We start from the raw sequence: 22,449 nt of genomic DNA, 5'->3' as shown, positions 1-22,449 counted from the left end.
GGTCAGCCCTTCGCCGCGGCCTGGTTGACCGTCTTGACGATGTCGTCGACGTCGCCCTTGCCGGCGAGCAGGTCCACCACGCTGGTGTTGAGCGCGTTGCCGACGTTCTGGCCGTAGAGGGTGTCGAGGTAGTTCGACACGAAGGGGGCCTTGTTGTACGCCTCGAGCACCGTCTTCAGGTAGGGCTCGGTGACGACCGCCTGGGCGGACTCGTTCGCCGGGATCGCGTTGAATGCCTTGTAGTACGCCTCCTGCACGGGCTTCTCGGTCATGTAGTTGAGGAACTCGGTGCACTGCTTCTTCGGGGCCTTCGCCGAGCACGAGTAGCCGTCGACAGCACCCATCATCGAGCCGGGAGCGCCCTTGCCACCGGAGACCTCGGGGAACGGGAAGAAGCCGAGGTCGGGCAGCGGCTTGCCGTCCGGGGTGAGCGACGAGATCACTCCCGGGTCCCACGCGCCCATCAGCTCCATCGCGGCCTTGTGGTTCGCGATGAGGCCGGCCGAGCTGCCGGCGCCCTGCTGCGCGGCGGTGGTGAGGTAGCCGTCGTTGAACGGCTTCGTGTCGAAGAAGTCCTTCGTGTCCTGACCGGCGGCCTTCCAGCAGCTGTCCGTGAACTTCAGGTCCTTCGCGGCGCCGTTCAGCGTCTTCTCGCTGCACGCGCGGAGTGCGAAGTTGTAGTACCAGTGCGCGGCGGGCCAGGCGTCCTTCGCACCGACGGCGACCGGCTGGATGCCGGCGTCCTTCAGCTTGGCGATGTCCGCGTTCAGCTCGTCCATCGTGGTCGGGGTGCCCTCGATGCCCGCCTGCTCGAAGAGGTCCTGGCTGTACCAGATGCCCTCGGGGTTCACGTCGACCGGCATGGCGTACGTCTTGCCGTCGAGCTCGTAGCCCTTGAACGCACCGGCACTGACCTCGGACTTCGCGGTCTTCCCGATCGAGCTGGTGATGTCCATGAGCTGGCCGGCCTGGGCCATCGCGTTCATCTTGCCGCCGCCGCGCTGCAGGAACACGTCGGGGGCGGATCCCGAGTTGAGCGCGGTCTGGAGCTTGCCGTCCAGGTCCTCGTTCTGGATCGCCTGGATCTTGATCGTCACGTCGGGGTGGTCCTGTTCGAAGTCCTTGACGGTCTTCTCCCAGAACGCCTTGCCGGGTCCGGTCGTGGAGTTGTGCCAGAAGGTCATCGTGACCTTGCCGTCGCTGCCCGCGGCGTTGCCACCGCTCGAGCAGCCGGTCGCCAGCAGTGCTGTGGCCCCGATCAGCGCGATGGCCGCCGTGGCTCGGATCTTCCTCGTCATCGTGGAGCTCCTGAAGTGTCGTCGTTGACAGCTGCGGCATCGGTCGCCGCTGCGGCATTGCTGCCGCTGCGGAGAGCGTGCCAGGCGCTGCGTCGCTTTGTCAATCGATATCGATAACGTTTTCTAACGCATGGACCGCGGTCGTTCACCGGGGGCATCGGCGGTACGGTGAGCACATGGAGACCGCTCCCGGTGTGGACAGCAGCCCTGGGCGGGCGACGATCGCCGACGTCGCACGGGCAGCCGGGGTGTCGATCCCGACCGTCTCCAAGGTCGTGAACCACCGCGACGGTGTCGCCCCCGCGACCATGCTGCGCGTACAGGAGGTCGTGGAACGCCTCGGGTACGAGACGTCCCTCGTCGCGCGGAGTCTCCGGAGTTCACGCACCGGGGTGATCGGCATCCTCGTCCCCGAGTTCGAGCCGTTCTCCACGGAGCTGCTGCGCGGGATCTCGTCGGCGACGACCGGCACCGGCTACGAGCTGCTCGCCTACGCCGGACTCGTCACCGGCGCGAGCCAACCCGGGTGGGAACGGCGATCGCTCTCCCGGCTCTCCGGCACCCTCATCGACGGAGCGATCGTCGTGACGCCGTCGACCGCGCTGCCGAGCTCGTCGATCCCCGTGGTCGCGATCGACCCCCACACCGGGCCGGAGGGACACGCCACCGTCGACACCGACAACGAGGGCGGCGCACGCATCGCCGTGGAGCACCTCCTCGCGCTCGGGCACACGCGCATCGCACACATCCACGGCCGCGCCGACCTGGCGTCCGCACAGTTGCGCGAGGCCGGGTACCGCGCCGCCCTCGCCGCCGCGGGCATCCAGGTGGACGACGCGCTCCTCCGGGCAGGCGACTACCAGGAGGGCAACGCGGCCGCCGTCGCCCGGGAACTCCTCTCCGGCCCGCACCGCCCCACCGCGGTGTTCGCGGCGAACGACTCCTCCGCCATCGGTGTGCTGCACGCGGCCGCCGACCTCGGACTCCGCGTCCCCGAGGACCTCTCCGTGATCGGCTTCGACGACGTCCCGCAGGCGTCGATGACCACACCGCCCCTGACGACGGTCGCACAGCCGCTCGCGGAACTCGGCGCGAGTGCAGTGGAGATGCTGCTCTCCATGCTCCGCGGCGAGCCGACCCCCGAGCACGTCCGGCTCGCGACGACCCTGCAGGTGCGGCGGAGCACCGCGCCGCCGGCAGCCGACTGACCGCTCGGGACGATCAGCGGCGGAGCGTCTGCTTCGGGTACTCGCCGAACCGGTCGACGTACGCGGCGGAGAACCGCCCGAGGTGCGCGAACCCCCACCGCCGTGCGACGTCCCCCACCGTCACCGACTGGGGATCGAGTGCGAGCAGGTCGTCGCGGACCCGGTCGAGCCGGATCTCGCGGAGGTACGTCAGCGGGGAGACGCCGAGCACCCGCGCGAAGGACTCCTGCACCGACCGGACGCTGAGCCCGGCGACGTCAGCCAGGTCCGCCACCGCGATCGAGTCGCGGACGTGGGCGTGGAGGTACTCGACGACGGACTTGAGCCGTGCGTTCCGTGGGCTCGAGAGCTCGGCGGGCAGCGCGTCCAACCGCGGCGGGAACATCGTGAGGAACGCCTCGGCGGCCGCGTGCTTCGCCGAGACCCAGGCGTCGGACTCCACACCGTCACGCAGTGCGCGCGACAGGGCACCGAGTGCTTCGCGCCAGGGTCCGAGCGCCGCGTCGTCGACGACGCGGACGCGGTCGAACACGAGCGGACCGGAAGCGGCGCCGTACCGTTCGGCGGCGACGATCTCGACGAACGCGCGTCCCAGGTGCACCAACCGCTGGTCGTGGTCGGTGCCGACGAAGACGTACTCCCGGTCAGACGGCGACAGCACGGGTTCGTCGTGCCGCAGCTCGAAGCGCGCCCCCGCCGCGTCGATGACGACGGAGCCGTCGGTGGTCCACCGCACGACGTGGTCGTCACCTGGTGGCACGAGACCCCGCAGCAGACCGCGGATCCGTGAGCGACGGATCGTGACCTCGTCGTCGCCCACCGCGGAGTACCGGAACGAGTACTCGTCCCCCGTGCGCCGCGAACTCCACTGCCGGCCGACGTCGACGGCCGCGAGCTCACGGATCGCGGACTCGGGATCGCGGGCAGCGATCTCGATGCGGATCATCTGGTCCATCAGCCGACCGATCGCCACGCCGCGGGTCGGCATCCACCCGGCTCCGCGCGATCTGGATACGCTGTGCCGACGGCGCCCGCGTACCCTGACGCGTGGCCGCACGGCGCAGAGGAGGCACCCCGGTGACGGGCAGCGAGACCGACCTGGACCTCGACGCGGCCCTGACGCGGCTCGAGGCGACGGCGACCTCGTTGCGGTTGCGTCTGCGCGACCACATGGGTGTCTCCGGCGTCGACCTCACGGTGGTGCAGTTCGTGTCCCGTGCCGAGTCGGCGGGGCGCCCCGTCCGTGTGAAGGACCTGTCGAGCCACCTCGGCATCACGGGCCCAGCGGTGACCACGGCGGTCGACCGGCTCGAGCGGTCCGGACACCTGCAGCGACGACCGAACCCGGAGGACGGACGCAGCCGGCTCATCGAGCTGACGGACACCAGCCGAGCACGCTACGCAGCCGCCATGGACAGCACGAACGAGCATCTGCACGAGCTGATGGCCTCCTTCTCGGATCGGGACAGGGCCAAGTTCGTGCGCATCATCGAGCGCGTGATCACGGCGCTCGACGGCGGCGCCCCCAGGCCCTGAACGGCAGAGTAGAGGGAGCAGTGCCCTCGGTTCGTCTGATTGTCCACGGAGCGCAACAGGGTAATTCTTCTACCTAAATCCGGTCGGCCCGCAGCGCGGCGACGTAGCCTCGCCGCGGGGATGCAGACGGGGAACGGATGAGGAGCGGAAGGACCATGAGCAGCTACGACACCGAGCCGGGCATCGAGCCGGTCCGCATCACGACGTTCCGGCGCATGCGCCGCAAGTGGAAGTTCGGCGAGGAGCAGACGGACGAACCCGGGCTCTTCGACGACCTCTTCACGGAGACCACGCGGCAGCGCTGATCGCCGACGGACAGGAGGCACGGTGCCGGCTGGCACCGTGCCTCCCGTCCGTCACGCACGTGCGTTCCGACCCATGGCGGGCGCGATGGGAGGCGGAATCGCGCATAGGTGGTCAAACGTTCCGACCGCCTACGCGCGATTCGACCCACTACGCGCGATTCGACCGCCCGCGGACCGCACCAGGGCGGGCGTCAACGCGGGATCACACTGAACAGGAACTTCTTGCGGACCATGTACCAGGCGAGCAGGATCAGCGCCGAGTGGGTCGCGAAGCCGATCCAGGCGTTGCCCCAGTCGACACCGGGGATCGACGCGATCGCCAGCGCGAAGAACACCTGCCAGACGAACACGTAGAGACTCGCCTGCCCGATCGGGATCCACAGCCACCCGATGGCCGCCGCGATCGGCTTCCAGAACACCGTGAGGATCGCGTACGAGACGATGGCGAAGAACGCGATGTCGACCAATCGGCCCCACTGCAGGTCGACGCGCTGGTAGGCGGTGTTGTACAGGTCGTCGTACATCGACGCGGGGAACGGCACCGGCGTGAATCCGAAGTGGTTCGCCGCCCACACGTAGACCAGGAATCCGGCGTAGCCGCAGATCCCGATCCCGACGAGGATCTTGCCGAGCCGACCGGTCAGCGCGCCGACGATCTGCCGCCGGTAGGAGCCGAGCACCAGCCCGTGGGTGAACACGACCTGCCAGGTGAGCAGCGGGAAGACGGACTCGAACTGCGAGTGCAGCGGCTGGAACGCCGGAACGAGGGCCTGGAAGACGTACAGCGCCCAGCTGACGAGGAGCACCGCCCACCAGAAGCCGCGGCGGATCACCCAGAGCAGCGGCGGGATGAACAGGCTCAGCACCACGAAGAGCCCCATGATGTTGAACGGCCACGGGCCCATCTCGAGCAGCAGGAACTGCCGAATCGCGTACCAGGGCGGCGGGTAGGCGAGCAGCTGCATCGCGTTCGGGTAGAGGTCGTAGACGCGCCCCTCTGCGCCGACGCCGCCGGTGCCGGTCCCCCGGTCCGTGAACGTCGTGATCGCGTCGGTGTTCAGGAACGGCACGAAGCTCAGCGCGAAGACGACCGCGATCACCACCAGCGTGACGAGGTACTGCTTGCGCGCACGCTTCCACGCGCCGACCGCGGCCACCCACTCGCCGAACTTCTTGATCGCCAGCGGGTACGTCATGCCGAGGACCATGCCGGACAGGAACACGAACATCTCCGCGCCGGTGATCGCTCCGACGGCGTGCAAGGTGATGTACGAGTACGGGCCGCCGATCTCGATGTGCGTGATCACGACCGCCAGGATGATGAACCCGCGGAACAGGTCGAGCCGCAGGTCGCGCCCCGGCTTACCGTCGTCGGGGTACCGCCAGCTCGGCAGCAGCCTGCCGAACACCCCGCTCAGCAGGAACACGATCGCCAGTGCGACGGCGCACCAGACGATCCACGCCATCTGGTCGCCGCCGGTGTCGAGCTGCTGGTTCGTCGCTGCGTTGCCGTCCTGCGGGGTCACCCGTTCGGTGACCGGACCGAACACGAACCGGTCCGCGGCTTGCAGGTCCGTGCGGAACGACCCGGCGATGCCCGGCACGGCCGTGTCACGCCAGTCGGCCACCCGGTTGCCCGCCTCCGGCTCCCGACGGTTGGTCTCGAGGAAGGTCACACCCCGGATGAGCGGACGGTCCTCGAGCGCCGTGAAGACCTGTCGCCACCACCCCTGCTTGACGTCGAGCTCCGCGGCACCCTGCAGCGAGTGGTCGTAGAGCGCCCCGGTGTCGAGGAGCATCGGGCGGTCGTGCCCGACGGCGAAGCGGTCGTAGAAGTCGCCACGCGACTGTGACTGCTCGTACCCCCAGGTCTCGTCGAACCGCGCCTGGACCTCTCCGGACTCCGGCACGTCGTTCGTGGTGAGCGGGACGTCGCGGCCAGCGGCTTCCGTCGCCTTCCCCTTGCCGAAGTAGTACATGGACAGGCCGACCCAGTCGACCGAAGCGTCGCCCGGCCAGTACGGCTCGTACGGGTCGTCGGCGGCGGTGAGCTGTCCGTCGCCGTTGGTGTCGAGCTTCGAGACGTCGGCCGCGGAGAGGTCCTGCAACCGTCCGGCGGACTCGCCGAACGGGTACCCGGCACCGTACGACGGCGACCACACCATCGCCGCGTCGGAGTTTCCCGCGTGCACCTGCCCTGCCAGCGTGCGGAACGCCGTGACGAACTGCGTCGGCTGCTGCCCCCACCGCACCCACGTGCCGTTCATCTGCGGCGCGAAACGGACGAGCACCGTCGTGTCGTACTGCCGGTGGATCTCCTGCAGCAGCTCGTTCGCGTGCCGGGCGTCTGCCGTGGTGAGCGACCGGAGCGACACGTCCGGTTCGAGGCTCACGACGAGGGTCGCGCCCTGCGTCGCAGCAGCCCGGGTCGAGCGGAGCAGTTCTCGTTCGGCGCTCCGGTCGATCGGGTAGTCGATCTCGACGCCGTAGCTGGAAGGGGTCGCTCCGAGTCGGCCCTCGTACCCGTCCGGTGCGTCGGAGCCCCAGTCGAGGTCTGGTCCGAACCAGGTCTTCCCGGTGGCGGGCTGCGCCGGCGTCGACGCCGCGACGGCCTGTGCCGGCAGTGCTCCGCCGATGAGCAGGCTCGCCGAGGCGACCAGGACGGCGACCGTGCGGACGAGCGCTCCCCTCACCGTGCGCACACCAGGGTCCAGACGTTGTGGCCGTCCTCGTGCCGGTGCTCGAGCCGGTCGAGTGCGGCGATCGCGAGCGCCAGGCCACGCCCGCTCTCGGCGTCGACGTCCGCCATCGTGACGGCGCTGAGGTCGACGTCCGCCGGCCGGCCGTTGTCGCGGAGCACCGCCGTCACGGCGTGCTCGGTCGCGTCGAGCTCGACCGAGTACCGCCGTCCGGCCTCCTGGTCGGTGCGGCGGGTGTGCTCGACGATGTTCGCAGCGATCTCCGCCACGGCGGTCTCGAGCGCGAAGCGGAGGCGGACGTCGTCGATGCCGAGGTCGTCCCACCACGCGGCGAAGCGGTCCTGCACGGTGTCGAGCGACTCCACGGTCGCCGGGACGTCGAACGCGGCGGTCACAGCGGGCCCCCCGCGGTGCTCGACTCGTGCTCGGACTGCACCGAGGTCGACGGGCCGCGGTAGAGCACGGCACGGATCACGATGCTGAAGATGCACAGGTCGAACACCACCCACGCGGTGTTCACGAGCGGAGCGATCCCGGAGGCCTGGCCGCTGAGGTAGCGGATGCCGATCAGGATCAGCGCCGCGACGAGCGCGCCCATCGCGAACAGCTGCGGGCGGACCAGGTCCCACCGTGGCTTCTGCTCGGTCTCGTCGCGCACCTTCGGCGTGACCCGGAACCCGAGCGGCTTGCCGCGGAACACGTTCTCGAACGCACTGGTGACGCTCTCGATCCACACCGGGAACAGCGCGAGGGAGTACTGCTGCCCGCGCCAGGTCGGTCTGCCGGCGGCCACCACCCAGAAGAGCAGCTGGTTGAGGACCAGGAACGGGATCAGCCGTGCGAAGAAGTCCACGCTGTAGGCCTGCACGGGCACGACCCCGAACGACAGGCAGAGCACCGGCGCGGCGATGTAGACGATCGCCGCGAACCCCGACAGGTAGCTCCACATCGTGGAGAAGTACATGAGGCGCTGCCCGAACGACAGTCCCTTCTGCACGAGCGGGTTCTCGCGGAAGAACACCTGCATCGTGCCCTGCGCCCACCGGAGGCGCTGCACGAGCATCGTCGGCAGGTCTTCCGGCGCCAGGCCCTTCGCGAGGATCTCGTCGTGGTAGGCGGACTTCCAGCCGAGGCCGTGCAGGCGCATCGCGGTCGCCATGTCCTCGGTCACCGAGATCGTCGCCAGCGGCATGATCGCCTGCGCCTCGTCGCCACGGTTGACGTCGACCGCCCGCGCGAGCACGGCGATCGACTCGATCGCGGCGACCGGTGACGCGCCGCGCTGCCCGAGCACGTCGAGCGCCGCGTCGTCGAGCCCGGCGAACGTGCCCGCGTCGGTGGACATCGCCGCGAGTTCCTGCAGGTCGTTGCGCACCGATTCGAGGTCGGCCGCCGCGAACCGGAAGGCGATCGCGTCGATGCCGCGCTGGAACTCGTACGTGACGTCGCCGAGGGGCTCCCCGCGGGTGATCGCGTCGCGGGCCCGGTCGACCACGGCCTCGGCGTCGTCGAGCGCCCCGAGCACGCGGTCGTCGGTCTCGGTCTCCCGCGCACGGGACAGCAGCTTGCGCGAGGTCTTGATCGTGCGCTGCACGGACGCCTCGACCTCGGTGACGTAGCGCGAGATCCCGAGCTGCATCAGCGCTTCACGACGGAGGATCGCGTTGGACCCGCAGAAGAACGCCGCGTTCCAGCCGTCCTTCGACTGCTGGATGGGGCCGTAGAACAGGGGTGCCTGGCTGCCGAGCAGGTCGGCGTCCGGCACGTTCTCGAACCACTGCGGCGTCTGCACGAGCGCCATCTTCGGGTCCTTGAAGTAGCCGAGGGTGCGGTCGAGGATCGCCGGGTCGGGGACCTGGTCGGCATCGAGGATGAGCAGGAACTCGCCCTGGGTGGCGAGCAGCGCGTTGTTGAGGTTGCCGGCCTTGGCGTGACGAGGTCGGTCGATCCAGTCCTGTCCGCGCGTGATCACGCCGATGCCGAGCTCCTCGGCCGCCCGGCGCATCTCGGGGCGGTTGCCGTCGTCGAGGATCCACGTGGCGTGCGGGTAGGTGATCGCCTTCGCGGCCGAGGCGGTCCGCACGACGAGCTCGACCGGCTCGTTGTACGTCGTGATGAAGACGTCGACGGTGACGTCGGTGCTCGGTGTCGTCGGCGGTTCGCCACGCTCGCGGAGTCGCCAGGCGCCGAAGGCGAAGAGCAGCGAGTCGATGACGCTGTAGGTCTCGGCGAGGATCAGCGGCACCGCGATCCACCAGGAGTGCCAGTTCACGGACGCGGCCCAGCGCCACGCCACGTAGTTGATGCCGGCGAGCGACGCGAGGAGCGCGACGGTGCGGACCGTCACGATGCGACGACGAGCGGTCCCCCGCCCGAGTCGACGGCGGTCCTGCCTGCTGACGTCGAGCGAGGTCATCGGCGGGCCCCGACGGGCGTCGTGCTGCGCTGCAACATGCCTCCTGATCACGGCTGCGGGTGGTTGATCCGGCCGTCGGGTCGGTCTCGGCGTCGGGACCTGTCTACCCCAGGAGCGCCCGGCGCGTCAGCGTGCCGCCCCGATCTGGGGATGATCCGCACCGTCCACAGCGGGACTGGGAACTCCTGATGCCACCGCGACGAACCCGATGTCCGCCGCGAGCCGCTCCGCGACGAGGTCGAAGTACGCGGCGTGGTCCGACACCGATCCGACGTAGTGGCCGAACAGCTCGAACGACACCGTGCCGAAGAGCGACGTCCACGCCATCAGCGTCCGCATGACCACTTCGTCGTCGATGTCCTCCACGTACCCGAGCGCCCGGATGTACGCCACCGCATCGGCCACCACCGGCCCCGCCGACGGCCCGGCCGCGGCGGGGCCCGACCTGGCCACCCCGGGTGCCGGCGCGCCTGCCGGAGCCGACCCGGGCCTCCCGGCCGTGGCGTCGAGCGCGATCCGGACCAGCACGAGCGTCGCCCGTGTGGCGGGCTCGATCGTCTCCTGCGGCGCCGCGTACCCGGGGACCGGGCTGCCGTAGAGCAGCGCGAAGTCACCGGGGTGTCCGACCGACCACTCCCGGATCGCTCGGCACGCCGCCATCCACCGACCGCCGACGTCGGTCCGGTCGTGCGACGCGTCGGCGCGCTCGACGGCCGCGCCGAGATCGTTGTAGTCCTGCACGAGCAGCGCGGTGAGCAGGTCGTCGCGACTCGGGAAGTACCGGTAGGTCGCGGACGAGACCATGCCGACGTCACGTGCCACCGCACGCAGGCTCAGCTGGGCCGGCCCCTCCTCGGTGAGTCGCGCCCGGGCGGCGTCGAGGATGCGCGCCCGGATCGTCTCGCGAGCGAGGTCACGTGCGGTCGGAGCCCGGTCTGCCATGCCCCAACCCTGCCACGGGAGAGCACTGCACACAAGAGAGAGCAGTGCTCTTGCTTTTGCCTCGGAGCGATGTCATGCTCAAGGGGACGAGGGCACTGCTCTCCCAATCGATCCGAAGGGACACACCATGTCGGAGCTCCACCTGGTCATCGGCGCCGGACCCGTCGGCCGGCACGTCGCGCAACTGCTCGCGGCCCGCGGCGAGCGCGTCACGGTCGCCACCCGCTCGGGTCGGGACACCGGCCTGGAGGCTGTCGGTCACGTCGCCCTGGACGCCTCGGATCCCGAGGCGCTCACCCGGGCCGCCGAGGGCGCTGCAGTCCTGTACAACTGCGCGAACCCGGGGAACTACACGCAGTGGGAGACGACATGGCCCCCACTCGCGGCCTCGCTGCTGGCGGCGGCCGAGCGGACCGGGGCCGTGTACGCGATCACCGGCAACCTCTACCCGTACGGGCCGGTCGACTCCCCGATGCGCGAGGGCATGCCGGATGCCGCCACCGACCACAAGGGCGTGCTCCGGGCGCGGATGTGGCACGACGCGCTCGAGCTGCACCGGGCCGGACGGATCCGCACCGTCGAGGTCCGCGGCTCGGACTACGTCGGCCCGGGCATCGGCGAGAACGGGCACGTCACCCGCGTGCTGCCCGCGGCGCTGCAGGGCAAGGCGGTGACGATGATCGGCCGCACCGACCTGCCGCACACCTTCACGGACGTGGTGGACGTCGCCAGGACGATCGTCGCCGCGGCGGCCGACGAGCAGGCGCTCGGCAGGGTCTGGCACGTCCCGTCGAACCCGCCGAGGTCGCAGGTCGAGGCGCTGACCGACGTGCTGGCCGCCGCGGGGAAGCCCCCGGTGACGGTGCGGCGGCTGCCCGCTGGTGCGATCCGGGCGATCGGGCTCGTGTCGCCGATGATGCGGGAGATCGCCGAGATGAGCTACCAGTGGACAGCGCCGTACGTGCTCGACGACACGGCGTCCCGCGAGTACTTCGGCATCGAGCCGACCCCGTGGGACGAGGTCTGCCGCCGGACGGCCGGCCTCGCCTGACGCGGCCGGGCGCACTGCCCGCGGACGCTTGGGCCGAACCGCGCGTAGCAGGCGGAATCGCGCGTAGGGGGTCGGAAATCCGGACCTCCTACGCGCGATTCGACCTCCTACGCGCGATTCGGCAGCCGGCCCGGCCCGCACCCGGCCCGCCCGGCGGCAGCGCCGCTAGATCACCAGCAAGCGGGAGAACTGCGCGGTGGACAGCTGCTGCGCTGCACCCCCGGCAGCCGGGACCCGCCACAGCCCGGCGGTCGGAGCCTGGTCGACGTCGATGAACACGTCGCCGGCCTCGTCAGCGGCGCCGACGTTCGATCCGCGCGACCCGGCGGTCAGCCCGGACACGGGGACCGACGACGTCGTGCCGTCGAGCGCCCGGACGAGCAGCGACGGGATCGACCGGTCGACGGAGCACTGCCCGGAGTTCTCGGCGGGCGAGGTGCACCACTCCTTCGACTGCAACAGCCGGAACGACGACGCGTTCGTCGCGCCGTACTCGAACGCCAGCCGGGGTTCGGCCGAGACCCACGTGGTCGCTCCGGCGGGCAGCGCGGCCCAGATGTACGAGCCAGCTCCACCGGGCGAGCTCCAGTCGATGTACAGCCCACCGTGGGCGTCGGCGAGGAGCGCCCGCACGTAGCCGAACACCCCCGTCGCGCCGGAGCTGATGGTCCTGGTGGTGGTCGTCCCCGCCGGAGTCCTCGTCACGACCGAGGCCGTCGTCGTCGTGCTCGTCCAGGTCGACACGGTGCCGTCCCGTCCGACGGCCCAGAGGGTCGTGGTGCCCGAGTTCGGCACCGGCCCGAAGGACACCCACGGCGTCGCCGGCCCGCCAGCCCTGGCGAGCCTCACCACCCCGCCGGTGACGCTGTCCACCCAGTACAGGTTGCCCGTGAGGTCCGTCCGGAGATCAGCGGTGAGGTGCAGGCCCGTCGCGATGGTCTGTGCAGCGCCCCCGCCCTCCGGGTACATCACGATGGCGGTCCGGTCGGCCGACGGCACGAACACGTCGCCTTCGTCGTTCGCCGTGTAGCCGGCACCGTTCGGCGCGATGGTGGTCGGTGTGCCGGTGCCCGTGGTCGGGTAGCGGACGACGTTCCCCGCCGCGTCGAGCGCGAACAGCGACTGCCCCACCGGAGCGGGCGCGACCGGCTGGTACCGCACGGTCGCGGCCGGGCCGGGGCCCCTGGTGCCGACCGCCCGCACGGTGAAGGAGTACGTCGTACCGGCCGTCAGGTCGCCGAAGTGGTCGGACCGCGCCGATGCGCGCAGCAGGTCGACCCCGTGCCGCGGCTGGTGCTCGGCCGGACGGACGGTGACGGCCCACCCGAGCACCTTCGCGCCGGACCGTGGCAGGCCCCACGTGACGTCGGCATCGGTCGCCGTACCGGTCACCGACACCGAGGTCGGCGTCCCCGGCGTGCTGGAACGTGGTGCCGCCTGCGCCGGGAGTGCCCCGGCGACGACGAGCACGGCCGCCGCTGCGGCGGTGAACACTGCTCTGTACACGATCGATCCCCTGTCCGCGCGGCTCCCTGCGTCGCGCACGCGGCCAGCGAAGCACCGCGCGGGGCCGTGAGGAACCGCCGCAGGACGATGTGCGGTGCGATCTGCGGTCTCCCGCAACCACGAGACGGACTGGAGGCACCGCGCACGTCGTGCGCAGCGCCTCCAGTCCGTCGTCGGTGGGGTCTAGTACCGGGGCTTGCGCGCCGGACGGTCGTCGCGATCGCGGCGGTCGTCACGGTCGTCCCGCGGTCCGCGGCGGTACCCGCCACCGCCGCCACGGCGGTCCGGCTTGATCTCGATGAGCCGGCCGCTGATGCGGGTGTCGCTGAGCTTGTCGATCACGTCGCCGGGCATGTCCGTCGGGAGCTCGACGATGGAGAAGTCCGGCTGGATGCGGATCGCACCGAAGTCGTCGCGGCGGAGGCCCCCCTCGTTCGCGAGCGCACCGACGATCTGGCGCGGCTCGACGCGGTGACGACGGCCGACCTCGATGCGGTACGGGGTCATCGGGACCGAGCGACGGCGACGGTCGCCGCCGTCCACCTCGCGCTCGCGGCCCTTGCGCTCGTCGCGACGCTGGTCGCGCTCGACCTGGCGGCGGAGGGCGTCCTCGGCCGGGTCGAGCAGCAGCGGGGTGTCCCCCTGCGCGACGACGGCGAGTGCTGCAGCGACGTCCTGCTCCGGCACGTCGTGGTGCTCGACGTAGTGGGCGATGATGTCGCGGAACGCCTCGATGCGGTCGCGGGATTCGAGCGCCGCCGTGATGGCGTCGTCGAAGCGCGTCAGGCGGGTGACGTTGACGTCCTCGATGCTCGGGAGCGTCATCTCGGTCAGCGGCTGGCGCGTCGCCTTCTCGATCGCGGTGAGCAGGCGGCGCTCACGCGGCGTGACGAAGCTGATCGCGGCACCGCTGCGGCCGGCACGACCGGTGCGGCCGATGCGGTGCACGTAGGACTCGGTGTCGACGGGGATGTCGAAGTTCACCACGTGGGTGATGCGGTCGACGTCGAGGCCACGGGCGGCGACGTCGGTCGCGACGAGGATGTCGAGCTTGCCGGACTTCAGCTGGTTCACGGTGCGCTCGCGCTGGGCCTGCGCGACGTCACCGCTGATCGCGGCCGCGGCGTACCCGCGGGCGCGGAGCTTCTCGGCGAGGTTCTCGGTCTCGCTCTTCGTGCGGACGAAGATGATGAGGCCCTCGAAGTCCTCGACCTCGAGGATGCGGGTCAGGGCGTCGACCTTCTGCGCGTACGACACGATGAGGTAGCGCTGCGTCGTGTTGGCGGACGTGGTCGTCTTCGCCTTGACGGTGATCTCGGCCGGGTCGTTGAGGTACTGCTTCGAGATGCGACGGATCTGCGCGGGCATGGTCGCGGAGAACAGTGCGACCTGCTTGGTGTCCGGGGTCTCGGCGAGGATCGTCTCGACGTCCTCGGCGAAGCCCATCTTGAGCATCTCGTCGGCCTCGTCGAGGACGAGGTACTTCAGCTCGGACAGGTCGAGCGTGCCCTTGGCGATGTGGTCCATGATGCGCCCGGGCGTGCCGACGACGACGTCGACGCCACGGCGGAGCGCGGAGAGCTGGACGCCGTAGGCCTGGCCGCCGTAGACGGGGAGGACGTGCACGCCGCGCATGTGCGACGCGTACTGCTCGAACGCCTCGCACACCTGCAGGGCGAGCTCGCGCGTCGGGGACAGGACGAGTGCCTGCGGCAGCTTCGATCCGGACTCCATGCGGGACAGGACGGGCAGCGCGAAGGCCGCGGTCTTGCCGGTACCGGTCTGCGCGAGGCCGACGACGTCGCGCCCCTCGAGCAGCGTCGGGATGGTGGCGGCCTGGATCGCGGAGGGAGTCTCGTACCCGATCTCCTTGACGGCCTTGAGGACGTTGTCGCTGAGCCCCAGGTCGGCGAACGTCACCACGGGCCCCTCGTCGGTGGGTTCGGTGGTGCTGGTCGTCTCGGAGCTCATCCTGGTACGGTACCCGGTTCGCGGCTCCGGTATCGACCGGGATGACGGACGGGAGGCCCGTGGCGGGGTCGCCACGAGCCTCCCGTCCGTCTCCGGTCAGCTCACCGGGCCGTACAGGCTGGTCTCGGCCTGGTCGAGTTCCAGCTCCGCCGTCTGCTGGATGAGGGCCAGCAGATCGGCGTCGAGCCCCGGCGCGAACTCCTCGAGCCGCTCGTCGGCGATGAAGGACGGCACGCCCTTCGGCGCCTGCTCGTCCGCCACCAGGTCGGTGCCGTCGCCGGACGGCGACGCTCCGCGGAAGATCTTCGCCGCCTCCGACGCCCCGTCGAGGTCGAAGCTGTACTGCTTGCTCTGCAGGCCCAGGTCGACGAGTGTCTTCACCTCCGGGAACCGCTCGGCGTTCGTCTTCGGGATCGGCAGCAGGGTGTTCCACGCGACGCCGAGCGACTCGAGCGCCTTCGCGTACGCGTTCTCGTGGGCCTGGTCGCGGACGATCAGGTAGGCGAGCGTGGCCCGGGCCGTCGGGTTGTCCGTCATCTCGTAGATGCGGCACTTCTGCAGGCGTCCCGTCGACTCGAGCATGAGGTTGTAGAGCAGGTCGAGCGGCAGGTTGCCCGAGTTGTAGACGTAGCTGCCGCTCCAGGGGTTGCCGGCGGCGTCCACCGGCAGTGCGCCCTGGGCGCCGACGAGGTAGTGGTGGATGTTCCCGGTGTCGAGGGCGATGTTCAGCGGCGTCGCACCCTTCGCTCCCGGGGTGTCCAGCGGGTCGGTCAGCTTGCCCGAGTAGCCGGGTGCGCCGTCGAGCAGCCGGGAGATCGTCGTCCCGATGAGTTCGACGTGGCTGATCTCCTCGGTCCCGACCCCCTGGATGAGGTCGCGGAACGGCTTCGCGGCCGGGCCCCGGAAGTTCATCGCCTGGAAGAGGTACTGCATCATCGTGCGCATCTCGCCGAACTGGCCGCCGAGGCCCTCCTGCAGTGCGTTCGCGGCGGCGGGGTCCGGGTCTCCGGCGGGGATCTCGTTGATCCAGGTCTGAGCGTGGAAGTACATGGGTCCTCCTCGTGCACGACGTCGTCGCCGTGCAGCCCTCACGCTCCTCGCCGCGGTGTGCGGCGCTGGTCAGGATGAGCCAGCAGGCGCACTCTCGGTCTCGTCGGTCTCGTGCGCGGCTGCGGCTGCCAGGCGGTCGGCGCGTCGGAACTCGCCGTTCCGCGCGAGGGCGGCGGCCGCACCGGCCGCGATCGACATCGGGACGAAGAGGACGTACACGGGCAGGAGCGCGAGCGGGAGCGCGGCGAGGACCCCGGCGAGCGCGGACGTCGCGACGACGTGCAGCGTCCGGGACCGCACCGAGCGCATCGCCCGTCCGAGCAGCATCGTGAGCGGCCACGCGACGACGGCGGCGAGCACGGCGGGCAACGACGACAGCGCGACGACCATGAGCATCCACAGCAGCACGTTGACGATCGCCAGCCACCACGGCTCCGGCTGCATCCCCCACCCCTCGATCGCACCGGGGAGGAACATCGCGAGCACGACGGTGACGGGGAGGGTCACCCCGAGCAGCCACCCGAGCGCGCGGAGCACGAGCCACCAGCTGTCCGACCACGTGGGCGTCGACGGCCGCGGGCTCATCGCCCCGGTCATGCCGCACGTCCCGCGACGATGCCGACGATCTCGGTCACGGTGGCGCGGAACGGCCGGATCCGGAGCATCGGGAGCGCGAACCGGAGCACGCGGAGCATGGCGTCCACGAGCCGGTGCGTCCTGCCCTGCGCCGTGGAGTTGTCGTACGTCCAGAACAGCGCGAGGAGGAGGTAGCCCATCCACAGCGCCGAGGGGAGGTCCTCGGCGAGGCGCCCTGGCAGCTGCTGCCTGGCGCCGCCGACGGCCTGCGCGAAGAGGTCGAGGACCAGGTCGCGCGCCTCGGACGACTCCGCCGCCAGCGGGTTGATCGGCGAGTTCGGTGCGACCGCCGCGGCGAGGAACTGCGGCGCGATGGCGTGGTACCCGGCGAGGTTCGTGAGCCCGGTGCGCAGGACGATGCCGATGCGTGCGGTCAGGTCGTCCGTCGTGTCGAGCAGCGGGAGCGCGGTCGCGCGGTGTTCGTGCTGCACGTCCACGTAGAGCTCCTGCACGAGGTGGTCCTTCGTCGGGAAGTGGTAGTACGCGTTGCCGACCGACAGCCCGGCTTCGTCGGCGATCCCCCGCATCGTCGTGGCGTCGTAGCCCTTCTCGCGCAGCGACCGGATCGCGACCGCGCGGATTGCGGCGCGGGTCCGCTCGCGCTTGGGGGTCGGCTTTTCGTCATTTTCGAACACGTTCAAAAACTACACCTCGTGCCGCGTCCGTGGTAGACGTACAGGGCGACCACCGCCATGACGAAGGAGTCCCGGTGCCGGATCCCCAGCTCGACGACGCGACCGCGATGCGACTCCGGGAGCGCGTGGACGAGGTGGTCCCCGGCTCCTCGGCCGCCGGCGTCGACTTCCTCCGATCGCTCCTCCCCGAACGCCCCGAGTGGGCAGCGCGGTTCCGCGACGTCGCGGAGCGCGGGTCGGAGAGCACCGACTGGGACTGGTTCGCCGAGCTCGTCGCAGGCGGGCACTGGGCCGACCCGGCGTCGTGGCCCGCGTTGGACTGGCAGCCGGAGCCCCTCGACGGCTGGCCCGTGCCCGTCCCCGTTCCGACGGACCGGCCGGTGACGGTGCACCCGTCCGAGCTGGCGCCTCGGTACGACGCCGTCGTCATCGGCTCGGGCGCCGGCGGTGGCGTCGCGGCATGCGGTCTGGCGGAGGCAGGTCGGCGCGTCCTCGTGGTCGAGGCGGGCGCGTGGCCGGACACCGCGACGCTCGCCCACGACCACCTGCGGAACCCCCGCTCCGACTGGGGTCTCGCGCCGCTGTCCGGCCCGACCGACCCGCTCGACCTCCGCGTCACGGACGACGGGCGCACCGGACTGCCGATCCGGCCCGCCGACCCCGGGTGGAACAACAACGCGTCCACCGCGGGCGGCGGCACCCGCGTCTACGGCGCACAGGCCTGGCGGTTCGCGCCGCTCGACTTCCGGATGGCGACGACGTACGGCGTCCCGGACGGCAGCGCGCTGACGGACTGGCCGATCGACTACGACGACCTCGAGCCGTTCTACACGCGCGCCGAGTGGGAGCTCGGCGTCAGCGGCGGGCCCGATGACGGCCGCTGGTCCGGCCACCGCTCCCGGCCGCTCCCGATGCCGCCCGTGCGGTCGGGGCCGTCGCGCGAACGACTCGCAGCGGCCGCGACGGACCTCGGTCTGGGGACGGTGCACGTCCCGCTCCTGGTGAACAGCACCCCGTGGCTCGGACGTGGGACCTGCGCGAACTGCGGGATGTGCGTCGGGTTCGCCTGCCCCGTCGACGCGAAGAACGGCTCGCAGAACACCATGCTGCCCCGGGCGTTCGCGACCGGCCGGGCGCAGATCGTCCTCGACACCCGGGCGGCCCGGCTGCGCACCGACGCGGCGGGACGTGTCGTCGGTGTCACCCTCGTCGGCGAGGTCGACGGGCGGCCCTGGCAGCAGGACGTCGACGCCGCCGAGGTCGTCGTCGCCGCCGGCGCGATCGAATCGGCGCGCCTGCTGCTGAACAGTCGGAGCGACCGGGAGCCGGACGGCATCGGCAACGGCAACGACCTCGTCGGGCGACACCTGCAGGGACACGTGTACGGCGGTGCGACGGGGGTGTTCGACGACGTCGTCGAGGACCTCGTCGGGCCGGGACCCTCGATCGCGACCACCGACCGGCGACACGGCAACGACGGCATCGTCGGCGGCGGGATGATCGCGAACGAGTTCGTCGCCACCCCGTCGAACACCTACCGGTACCTCGTCGGCGCGGGGCTCCTGCCGCGGACCGGCCGGGCGTCGACGGACGGCATGCGACACCTGGTCCGCCGGACCATGCGGCTGATGGGCCCCATCCAGGAGGTCACGTCAGCCGACTCCCGCGTCCGCGTGGACGACCGGATCGTCGACCGGCACGGGATCCCGGTCGCCCGGCTGAGTGGTTCCGTGCACGCCGAGGACCTCCGCGCCCGTGACGCGACGAGCGCGCTGGCCGCGTCGTGGCTCCGCGCGGCGGGGGCTCGGACGACCGTCGAGGTGGGCGGCACGCCGGTCGGGCCGTCCGGCGGGCAGCACCAGGCCGGCACGCTCCGTATGGGGTCCGACCCGACGAACTCGGTCGTCGACGAGTTCGGACGCGTGTGGGGACACGACAACCTCCGCGTCGCGGACGGCTCCGTGCACGTGACGAACGGCGGCGTCAACCCGGTGCTCACGATCTTCGCCACCGCCATGCGGACCGTCGCGCACATGACGGGCGGCTGACGGCCCGCATCCCGGCCACGGGGCAGACGGGAGGCTCGTGGCCGTGTCCGCCACGAGCCTCCCGTCCGCCTGCTGGCTAGGGTGGGTCGATGGCGAGCGTCCGCGAGATCCAGGTCACCGTCGACTGCGCCGATCCGGCGCGCGTCGCGCGCTTCTGGGCCGACATGCTCGGGTACGTCGCCGACGAGGACTCCGCGAGCGATCCGCACGGTTCCGGACCGCGGCTGTACTTTCAGCAGGTGCCCGAGGGCAAGGTCGTGAAGAACCGCGTGCACCTCGACGTGCGGGTCGGCACCGGCCTGGTCGGCGAGGAACGGCTCGCGGTGCTCGAGGCCGAGGCGGCCCGCTTGGTCGAGCGAGGGGCGACGCGCGTGCGGCTACTGCCGGCCGACGACGAGAACGAGTCGTGCCTGGTGATGCAGGACATCGAGGGGAACGAGTTCTGCCTCGACTGATCGGGCGCCGGCTTTCGCGCTGAGCGACAGTTCTCGCATGCTCGGTGCCGTGATCTGTCGCTGGGCGCGAAACTCGCGCGGTCACCCGCGCGGAAAGGAGTCGGCGGAGCCTCGTCGGGTACGAGGTTCCGCCGACCCGGTCGCACCTCGTGTCGCCGTCGACACGGTGCGACCTGCCGTGGTGCGGCGGGGAGTGCGTCGCCCCGGTGTCACCACGGAGTCGACCGACCGAGAGCGGATCAGGGGCCCTCGGCGGCCGGTCCTGACGCACCGACGAGTGTCGGGGCAGGCAGAACTGGAACGGCGGCCGGGGTCTGGGGCAGCTGTGCAGATCAGGGTACGGCCCACGCGACGAACGGTCCAGGGGCAGCATCCGCCCGACGGGTATCGTCGGTCGGGTCTCACCGCCGAGTCCCGGAAGGACCCCTGCTCCATGACCGTCAGCTCCAAAGTCGACACCACCGCGCTCGACGACCTGCTGGGTGCCGATCAGGTGCTCCGGGACGACGCCGCGCTCGCGCGCTACAGCCATGACGACGCCGAGTGGGCCGACTTCGTCCAGCCGCTGGCCGTCGTCCTCGCACGGAGCACGGACGACGTCGTGGCGGCCGTCCGCTGGGCGGCCTCCGCCGGCGTGCGGGTCGTCCCGCGCGGTGCCGGCACCGGGTTGTCCGGTGGGGCGAACGCGGTGGCGAACTGCATCGTCCTGTCGCTCGAGCTGATGGACGCCGTCGTCGAGGTGAACGTCGACGAGCGGTACGCCGTCGTCCAGCCGGGGGTGATCAACGACGCGCTCCGTGCCGCGGTGGCGACACACGGCCTCTGGTACCCGCCGGACCCCGCCAGCTCCGCGATCTCGACGATCGGTGGCAACGTCGCGACGAACGCGGGCGGCATCTGCTGCGTGAAGTACGGCGTGACGCGGGACTACGTCCTCGGCCTCACCGTCGTGCTCGCCGACGGGTCCGTCGTGGAGCTCGGCCGCAAGACCGCGAAGGGCGTCGCCGGCTACGACCTCGCCGGGCTGGTGGTGGGGTCGGAGGGCACGCTCGGCATCGTCACGTCGGTCACCGTGAAGCTCCTCCCCCTCGCCGGACGCGACGAACGGGCGGTCATCGGGTACTTCCCGTCGCTGACCGCAGCCGGGGACGCCGTCGCCGCGATCTCGCGAGCGGGGATTATCCCCGCGGCGCTCGAGATCGTCGACCGGACGTGCCTGCGCGCCGTGGACGAGTGGATGCAGCTCGGCCTGCCGTCCGACGTCGACACGCTGCTGCTCGCCCGTGTCGACGAACGGGGTGCCGCCGGCGACGAACTCGCGGACCAGGTCGCCGCCGTCTTCGCGGACGCGGGTGGCACCGACGTCGAACGTGCGACCGACCCTGAGGACATCGACCGGCTCTTCCAGGCGCGACGTCTCGCGTACCCGGCACTCGAGCGGCTCGGACCGGTGCTGACGGAGGACATCTGCGTCCCGCGGAGCGCGGTCCCCGAGATGCTCCGTCGGATCCAGGCGACCGCGGCGGCGAACGACGTCACCATCGCGAACATCGCACACGCCGGCGACGGCAACCTGCACCCGCTCATCATCGCTCCCGAGGGCGACGCCGCCGCGAAGGACCGCGCGAAGGCCGCCTTCGACGCGATCGTCGCGGACTGCCTGGCGCTCGGCGGCACCGTCACCGGCGAGCACGGCGTCGGACTCCTGAAGCTCCCCGGGCTCCGCGAGGAGCTCGGCGATCGCGTCATCGCGATGCACCGCTCGGTCAAGGACGCCCTCGACCCGGCGGGCACGCTCAACCCCGGGAAGGCGTTCTGATGCCCGAGACGTTCACCACGACCGACGGCGCGACGCTCGCGTACACGGACTCCGGCGCCGGTACGGACGGCCGGAACGTCGTCCTCGTCGCCGGGTACGCCATGCCCGCGACCGGGTGGGCGTTGCAAGCGGACGCCCTCGTCGCGGCCGGTCACCGCGTGATCGCGTTCGACCGCCGCTCGCACGGTGCCAGCGAGGACACGCTCTGGGGGCAGCGGGTCGCCCGGCACGGTGCCGACCTGCGCGAACTCCTCGTCGCGCTCGACCTGCGCGACGCGGTGCTCGTCGGCCAGTCGATGGGCGCGTCGACCATCTGGGCGACGGTCGACCTGTTCGGCACCGACCGGATCGCCGGCGTCCTGACGATCGACCAGACGCCGAAGCTCGTCAACACCGACGACTGGCCGCACGGCTTCTACGGGATGACCCCGGAGAACAGCGGGACATTCTTCGACGACGGCATCCCGGACACCGGCCGCGGCGCCCGGGTCGACGCGGGCAGGGCCGGCATGGTGCGGCTCGTCGAGCGGATCGGCGGGATGCCCGACTTCCGGATGCCGAACGCACCCGAGACCACCCGGCTGCTCCGTGACCACGGGCAGCAGGACTGGCTTGACGTGATCGAGCGGCTCGACGTGCCGTTCACGATGGTCGCCGGGCGGGACAGCCAGCTCTGGCCGTGCTCGCACGCCGAGGCGGCCGTCGGGACGAACCCGAACGGCCGCGTCGTCGTCATCGAGGACGCCGGCCACGCCACGAACCTCGACCAGCCGGACGCCTTCAACGAGGTGCTGCTCGCGTTCCTGGCGGACGTGCCTGCGACCGGGCGCGCGACCGCGACCGGGACCGGGAACACAGCGGACGGCGAGTAGAC

Annotated in this window: 19 protein-coding genes; 8 read left to right on the top strand and 11 right to left on the bottom strand. The window is 71.1% G+C overall.

The genetic code is table 11. From position 1 onward, the window contains the following. Positions 1–2 precede the first annotated feature (2 nt). A complete protein-coding gene (locus ACIPJ2_RS07525) occupies positions 3–1,298 on the bottom strand; it encodes an ABC transporter substrate-binding protein (RefSeq protein ID WP_402728259.1) in 1,296 nt (431 codons plus the stop codon). A 176-nt stretch (positions 1,299–1,474) separates the two neighbouring features. On the opposite strand from ACIPJ2_RS07525, the gene ACIPJ2_RS07520 reads away from it, so the two are divergent. Beyond that, on the top strand, positions 1,475–2,506 hold the full coding sequence (locus ACIPJ2_RS07520; RefSeq protein ID WP_402728258.1) for a LacI family DNA-binding transcriptional regulator: 1,032 nt from the start codon (positions 1,475–1,477) through the stop codon (positions 2,504–2,506). A 13-nt stretch (positions 2,507–2,519) separates the two neighbouring features. On the opposite strand, the gene ACIPJ2_RS07515 is transcribed toward ACIPJ2_RS07520, so the two are convergent. Next, positions 2,520–3,494 carry a helix-turn-helix domain-containing protein gene (locus ACIPJ2_RS07515; RefSeq protein WP_402728257.1) on the bottom strand — a complete coding sequence of 325 codons (975 nt, stop codon included), beginning with the start codon at positions 3,492–3,494 and terminating at the stop codon, positions 2,520–2,522. Between the two features lie 89 nt (positions 3,495–3,583). Here ACIPJ2_RS07515 and ACIPJ2_RS07510 point away from each other — a divergent pair, with 89 nt between their 5' ends. Further along, positions 3,584–4,042 carry a MarR family winged helix-turn-helix transcriptional regulator gene (locus ACIPJ2_RS07510; protein WP_402728256.1) on the top strand — a complete coding sequence of 153 codons (459 nt, stop codon included), beginning with the start codon at positions 3,584–3,586 and terminating at the stop codon, positions 4,040–4,042. 155 nt (positions 4,043–4,197) lie between these two features. Further along, complete coding sequence (locus ACIPJ2_RS07505) at positions 4,198–4,347, top strand: hypothetical protein (protein WP_281267051.1); 150 nt, start codon at positions 4,198–4,200, stop codon at positions 4,345–4,347. Between the two features lie 191 nt (positions 4,348–4,538). Here ACIPJ2_RS07505 and opgC read toward each other — a convergent pair whose 3' ends face one another. From opgC to ACIPJ2_RS07485, 4 genes are all read right to left on the bottom strand, one after another. Continuing rightward, positions 4,539–7,040 (bottom strand): OpgC domain-containing protein, encoded by a 2,502-nt coding sequence (gene opgC / locus ACIPJ2_RS07500; protein WP_402728255.1) that lies wholly within the window; start codon positions 7,038–7,040, stop codon positions 4,539–4,541. Beyond that, the gene (locus ACIPJ2_RS07495; protein ID WP_402728254.1) at positions 7,037–7,441 is read right to left on the bottom strand and encodes an ATP-binding protein; all 405 of its coding nucleotides are present in this window, start codon (positions 7,439–7,441) and stop codon (positions 7,037–7,039) included. The genes opgC and ACIPJ2_RS07495 overlap by 4 nt, the downstream gene beginning before the upstream one ends. Further along, positions 7,438–9,462, bottom strand: a complete 2,025-nt coding sequence (locus ACIPJ2_RS07490) for a glycosyltransferase (RefSeq protein ID WP_402728253.1) — start codon at positions 9,460–9,462, stop codon at positions 7,438–7,440. The genes ACIPJ2_RS07495 and ACIPJ2_RS07490 overlap by 4 nt, the downstream gene beginning before the upstream one ends. A gap of 126 nt (positions 9,463–9,588) precedes the next feature. Next, a complete protein-coding gene (locus ACIPJ2_RS07485) occupies positions 9,589–10,404 on the bottom strand; it encodes a TetR/AcrR family transcriptional regulator (protein ID WP_402728252.1) in 816 nt (271 codons plus the stop codon). 127 nt (positions 10,405–10,531) lie between these two features. On the opposite strand from ACIPJ2_RS07485, the gene ACIPJ2_RS07480 reads away from it, so the two are divergent. Next, complete coding sequence (locus tag ACIPJ2_RS07480) at positions 10,532–11,455, top strand: NAD-dependent epimerase/dehydratase family protein (RefSeq protein WP_402728251.1); 924 nt, start codon at positions 10,532–10,534, stop codon at positions 11,453–11,455. A 165-nt stretch (positions 11,456–11,620) separates the two neighbouring features. Here ACIPJ2_RS07480 and ACIPJ2_RS07475 read toward each other — a convergent pair whose 3' ends face one another. The 5 genes from ACIPJ2_RS07475 to ACIPJ2_RS07455 all read right to left on the bottom strand — a co-directional run bounded on the left by ACIPJ2_RS07475 (position 11,621) and on the right by ACIPJ2_RS07455 (position 17,253). Then, positions 11,621–12,961 (bottom strand): fibronectin type III domain-containing protein, encoded by a 1,341-nt coding sequence (locus ACIPJ2_RS07475; RefSeq protein WP_402728250.1) that lies wholly within the window; start codon positions 12,959–12,961, stop codon positions 11,621–11,623. Positions 12,962–13,144: 183 nt separating this feature from the next. After that, positions 13,145–14,932 (bottom strand): DEAD/DEAH box helicase, encoded by a 1,788-nt coding sequence (locus ACIPJ2_RS07470; protein WP_281267044.1) that lies wholly within the window; start codon positions 14,930–14,932, stop codon positions 13,145–13,147. 96 nt (positions 14,933–15,028) lie between these two features. Then, a complete protein-coding gene (locus tag ACIPJ2_RS07465) occupies positions 15,029–15,982 on the bottom strand; it encodes a manganese catalase family protein (protein WP_402728249.1) in 954 nt (317 codons plus the stop codon). A 69-nt stretch (positions 15,983–16,051) separates the two neighbouring features. Next, entirely contained in the window at positions 16,052–16,579 is a 528-nt protein-coding gene (locus tag ACIPJ2_RS07460; RefSeq protein ID WP_402728248.1) for a hypothetical protein, read from the bottom strand. Next, entirely contained in the window at positions 16,576–17,253 is a 678-nt protein-coding gene (locus ACIPJ2_RS07455) for a TetR/AcrR family transcriptional regulator (RefSeq protein ID WP_402728247.1), read from the bottom strand. Before ACIPJ2_RS07455 ends, ACIPJ2_RS07460 begins: the two co-directional genes overlap by 4 nt. A 74-nt stretch (positions 17,254–17,327) precedes the next feature. Here ACIPJ2_RS07455 and ACIPJ2_RS07450 point away from each other — a divergent pair, with 74 nt between their 5' ends. The 4 genes from ACIPJ2_RS07450 to ACIPJ2_RS07435 all read left to right on the top strand — a co-directional run bounded on the left by ACIPJ2_RS07450 (position 17,328) and on the right by ACIPJ2_RS07435 (position 22,447). Next, positions 17,328–19,301, top strand: coding sequence for a GMC oxidoreductase (locus ACIPJ2_RS07450; protein WP_402728246.1), 1,974 nt, complete (start codon positions 17,328–17,330; stop codon positions 19,299–19,301). Positions 19,302–19,390: 89 nt separating this feature from the next. Then, positions 19,391–19,756 carry a VOC family protein gene (locus ACIPJ2_RS07445; RefSeq protein ID WP_402728245.1) on the top strand — a complete coding sequence of 122 codons (366 nt, stop codon included), beginning with the start codon at positions 19,391–19,393 and terminating at the stop codon, positions 19,754–19,756. 433 nt (positions 19,757–20,189) lie between these two features. Next, positions 20,190–21,575: an FAD-binding oxidoreductase gene (locus ACIPJ2_RS07440; RefSeq protein WP_402728244.1), complete on the top strand. Its 1,386-nt coding sequence runs from the start codon at positions 20,190–20,192 to the stop codon at positions 21,573–21,575. Continuing rightward, positions 21,575–22,447, top strand: coding sequence for an alpha/beta fold hydrolase (locus ACIPJ2_RS07435; RefSeq protein WP_402728243.1), 873 nt, complete (start codon positions 21,575–21,577; stop codon positions 22,445–22,447). The genes ACIPJ2_RS07440 and ACIPJ2_RS07435 overlap by 1 nt, the downstream gene beginning before the upstream one ends. Positions 22,448–22,449: the final 2 nt, after the last annotated feature.

The sequence above is a fragment of the Curtobacterium sp. NPDC090217 genome, from assembly GCF_044746705.1.
In the GTDB taxonomy this organism is placed as follows: domain Bacteria; phylum Actinomycetota; class Actinomycetes; order Actinomycetales; family Microbacteriaceae; genus Curtobacterium.
The sequence above is the reverse complement of the archived record's forward strand: the minus strand, read 5'-3'. Positions and strand labels throughout refer to the sequence as shown.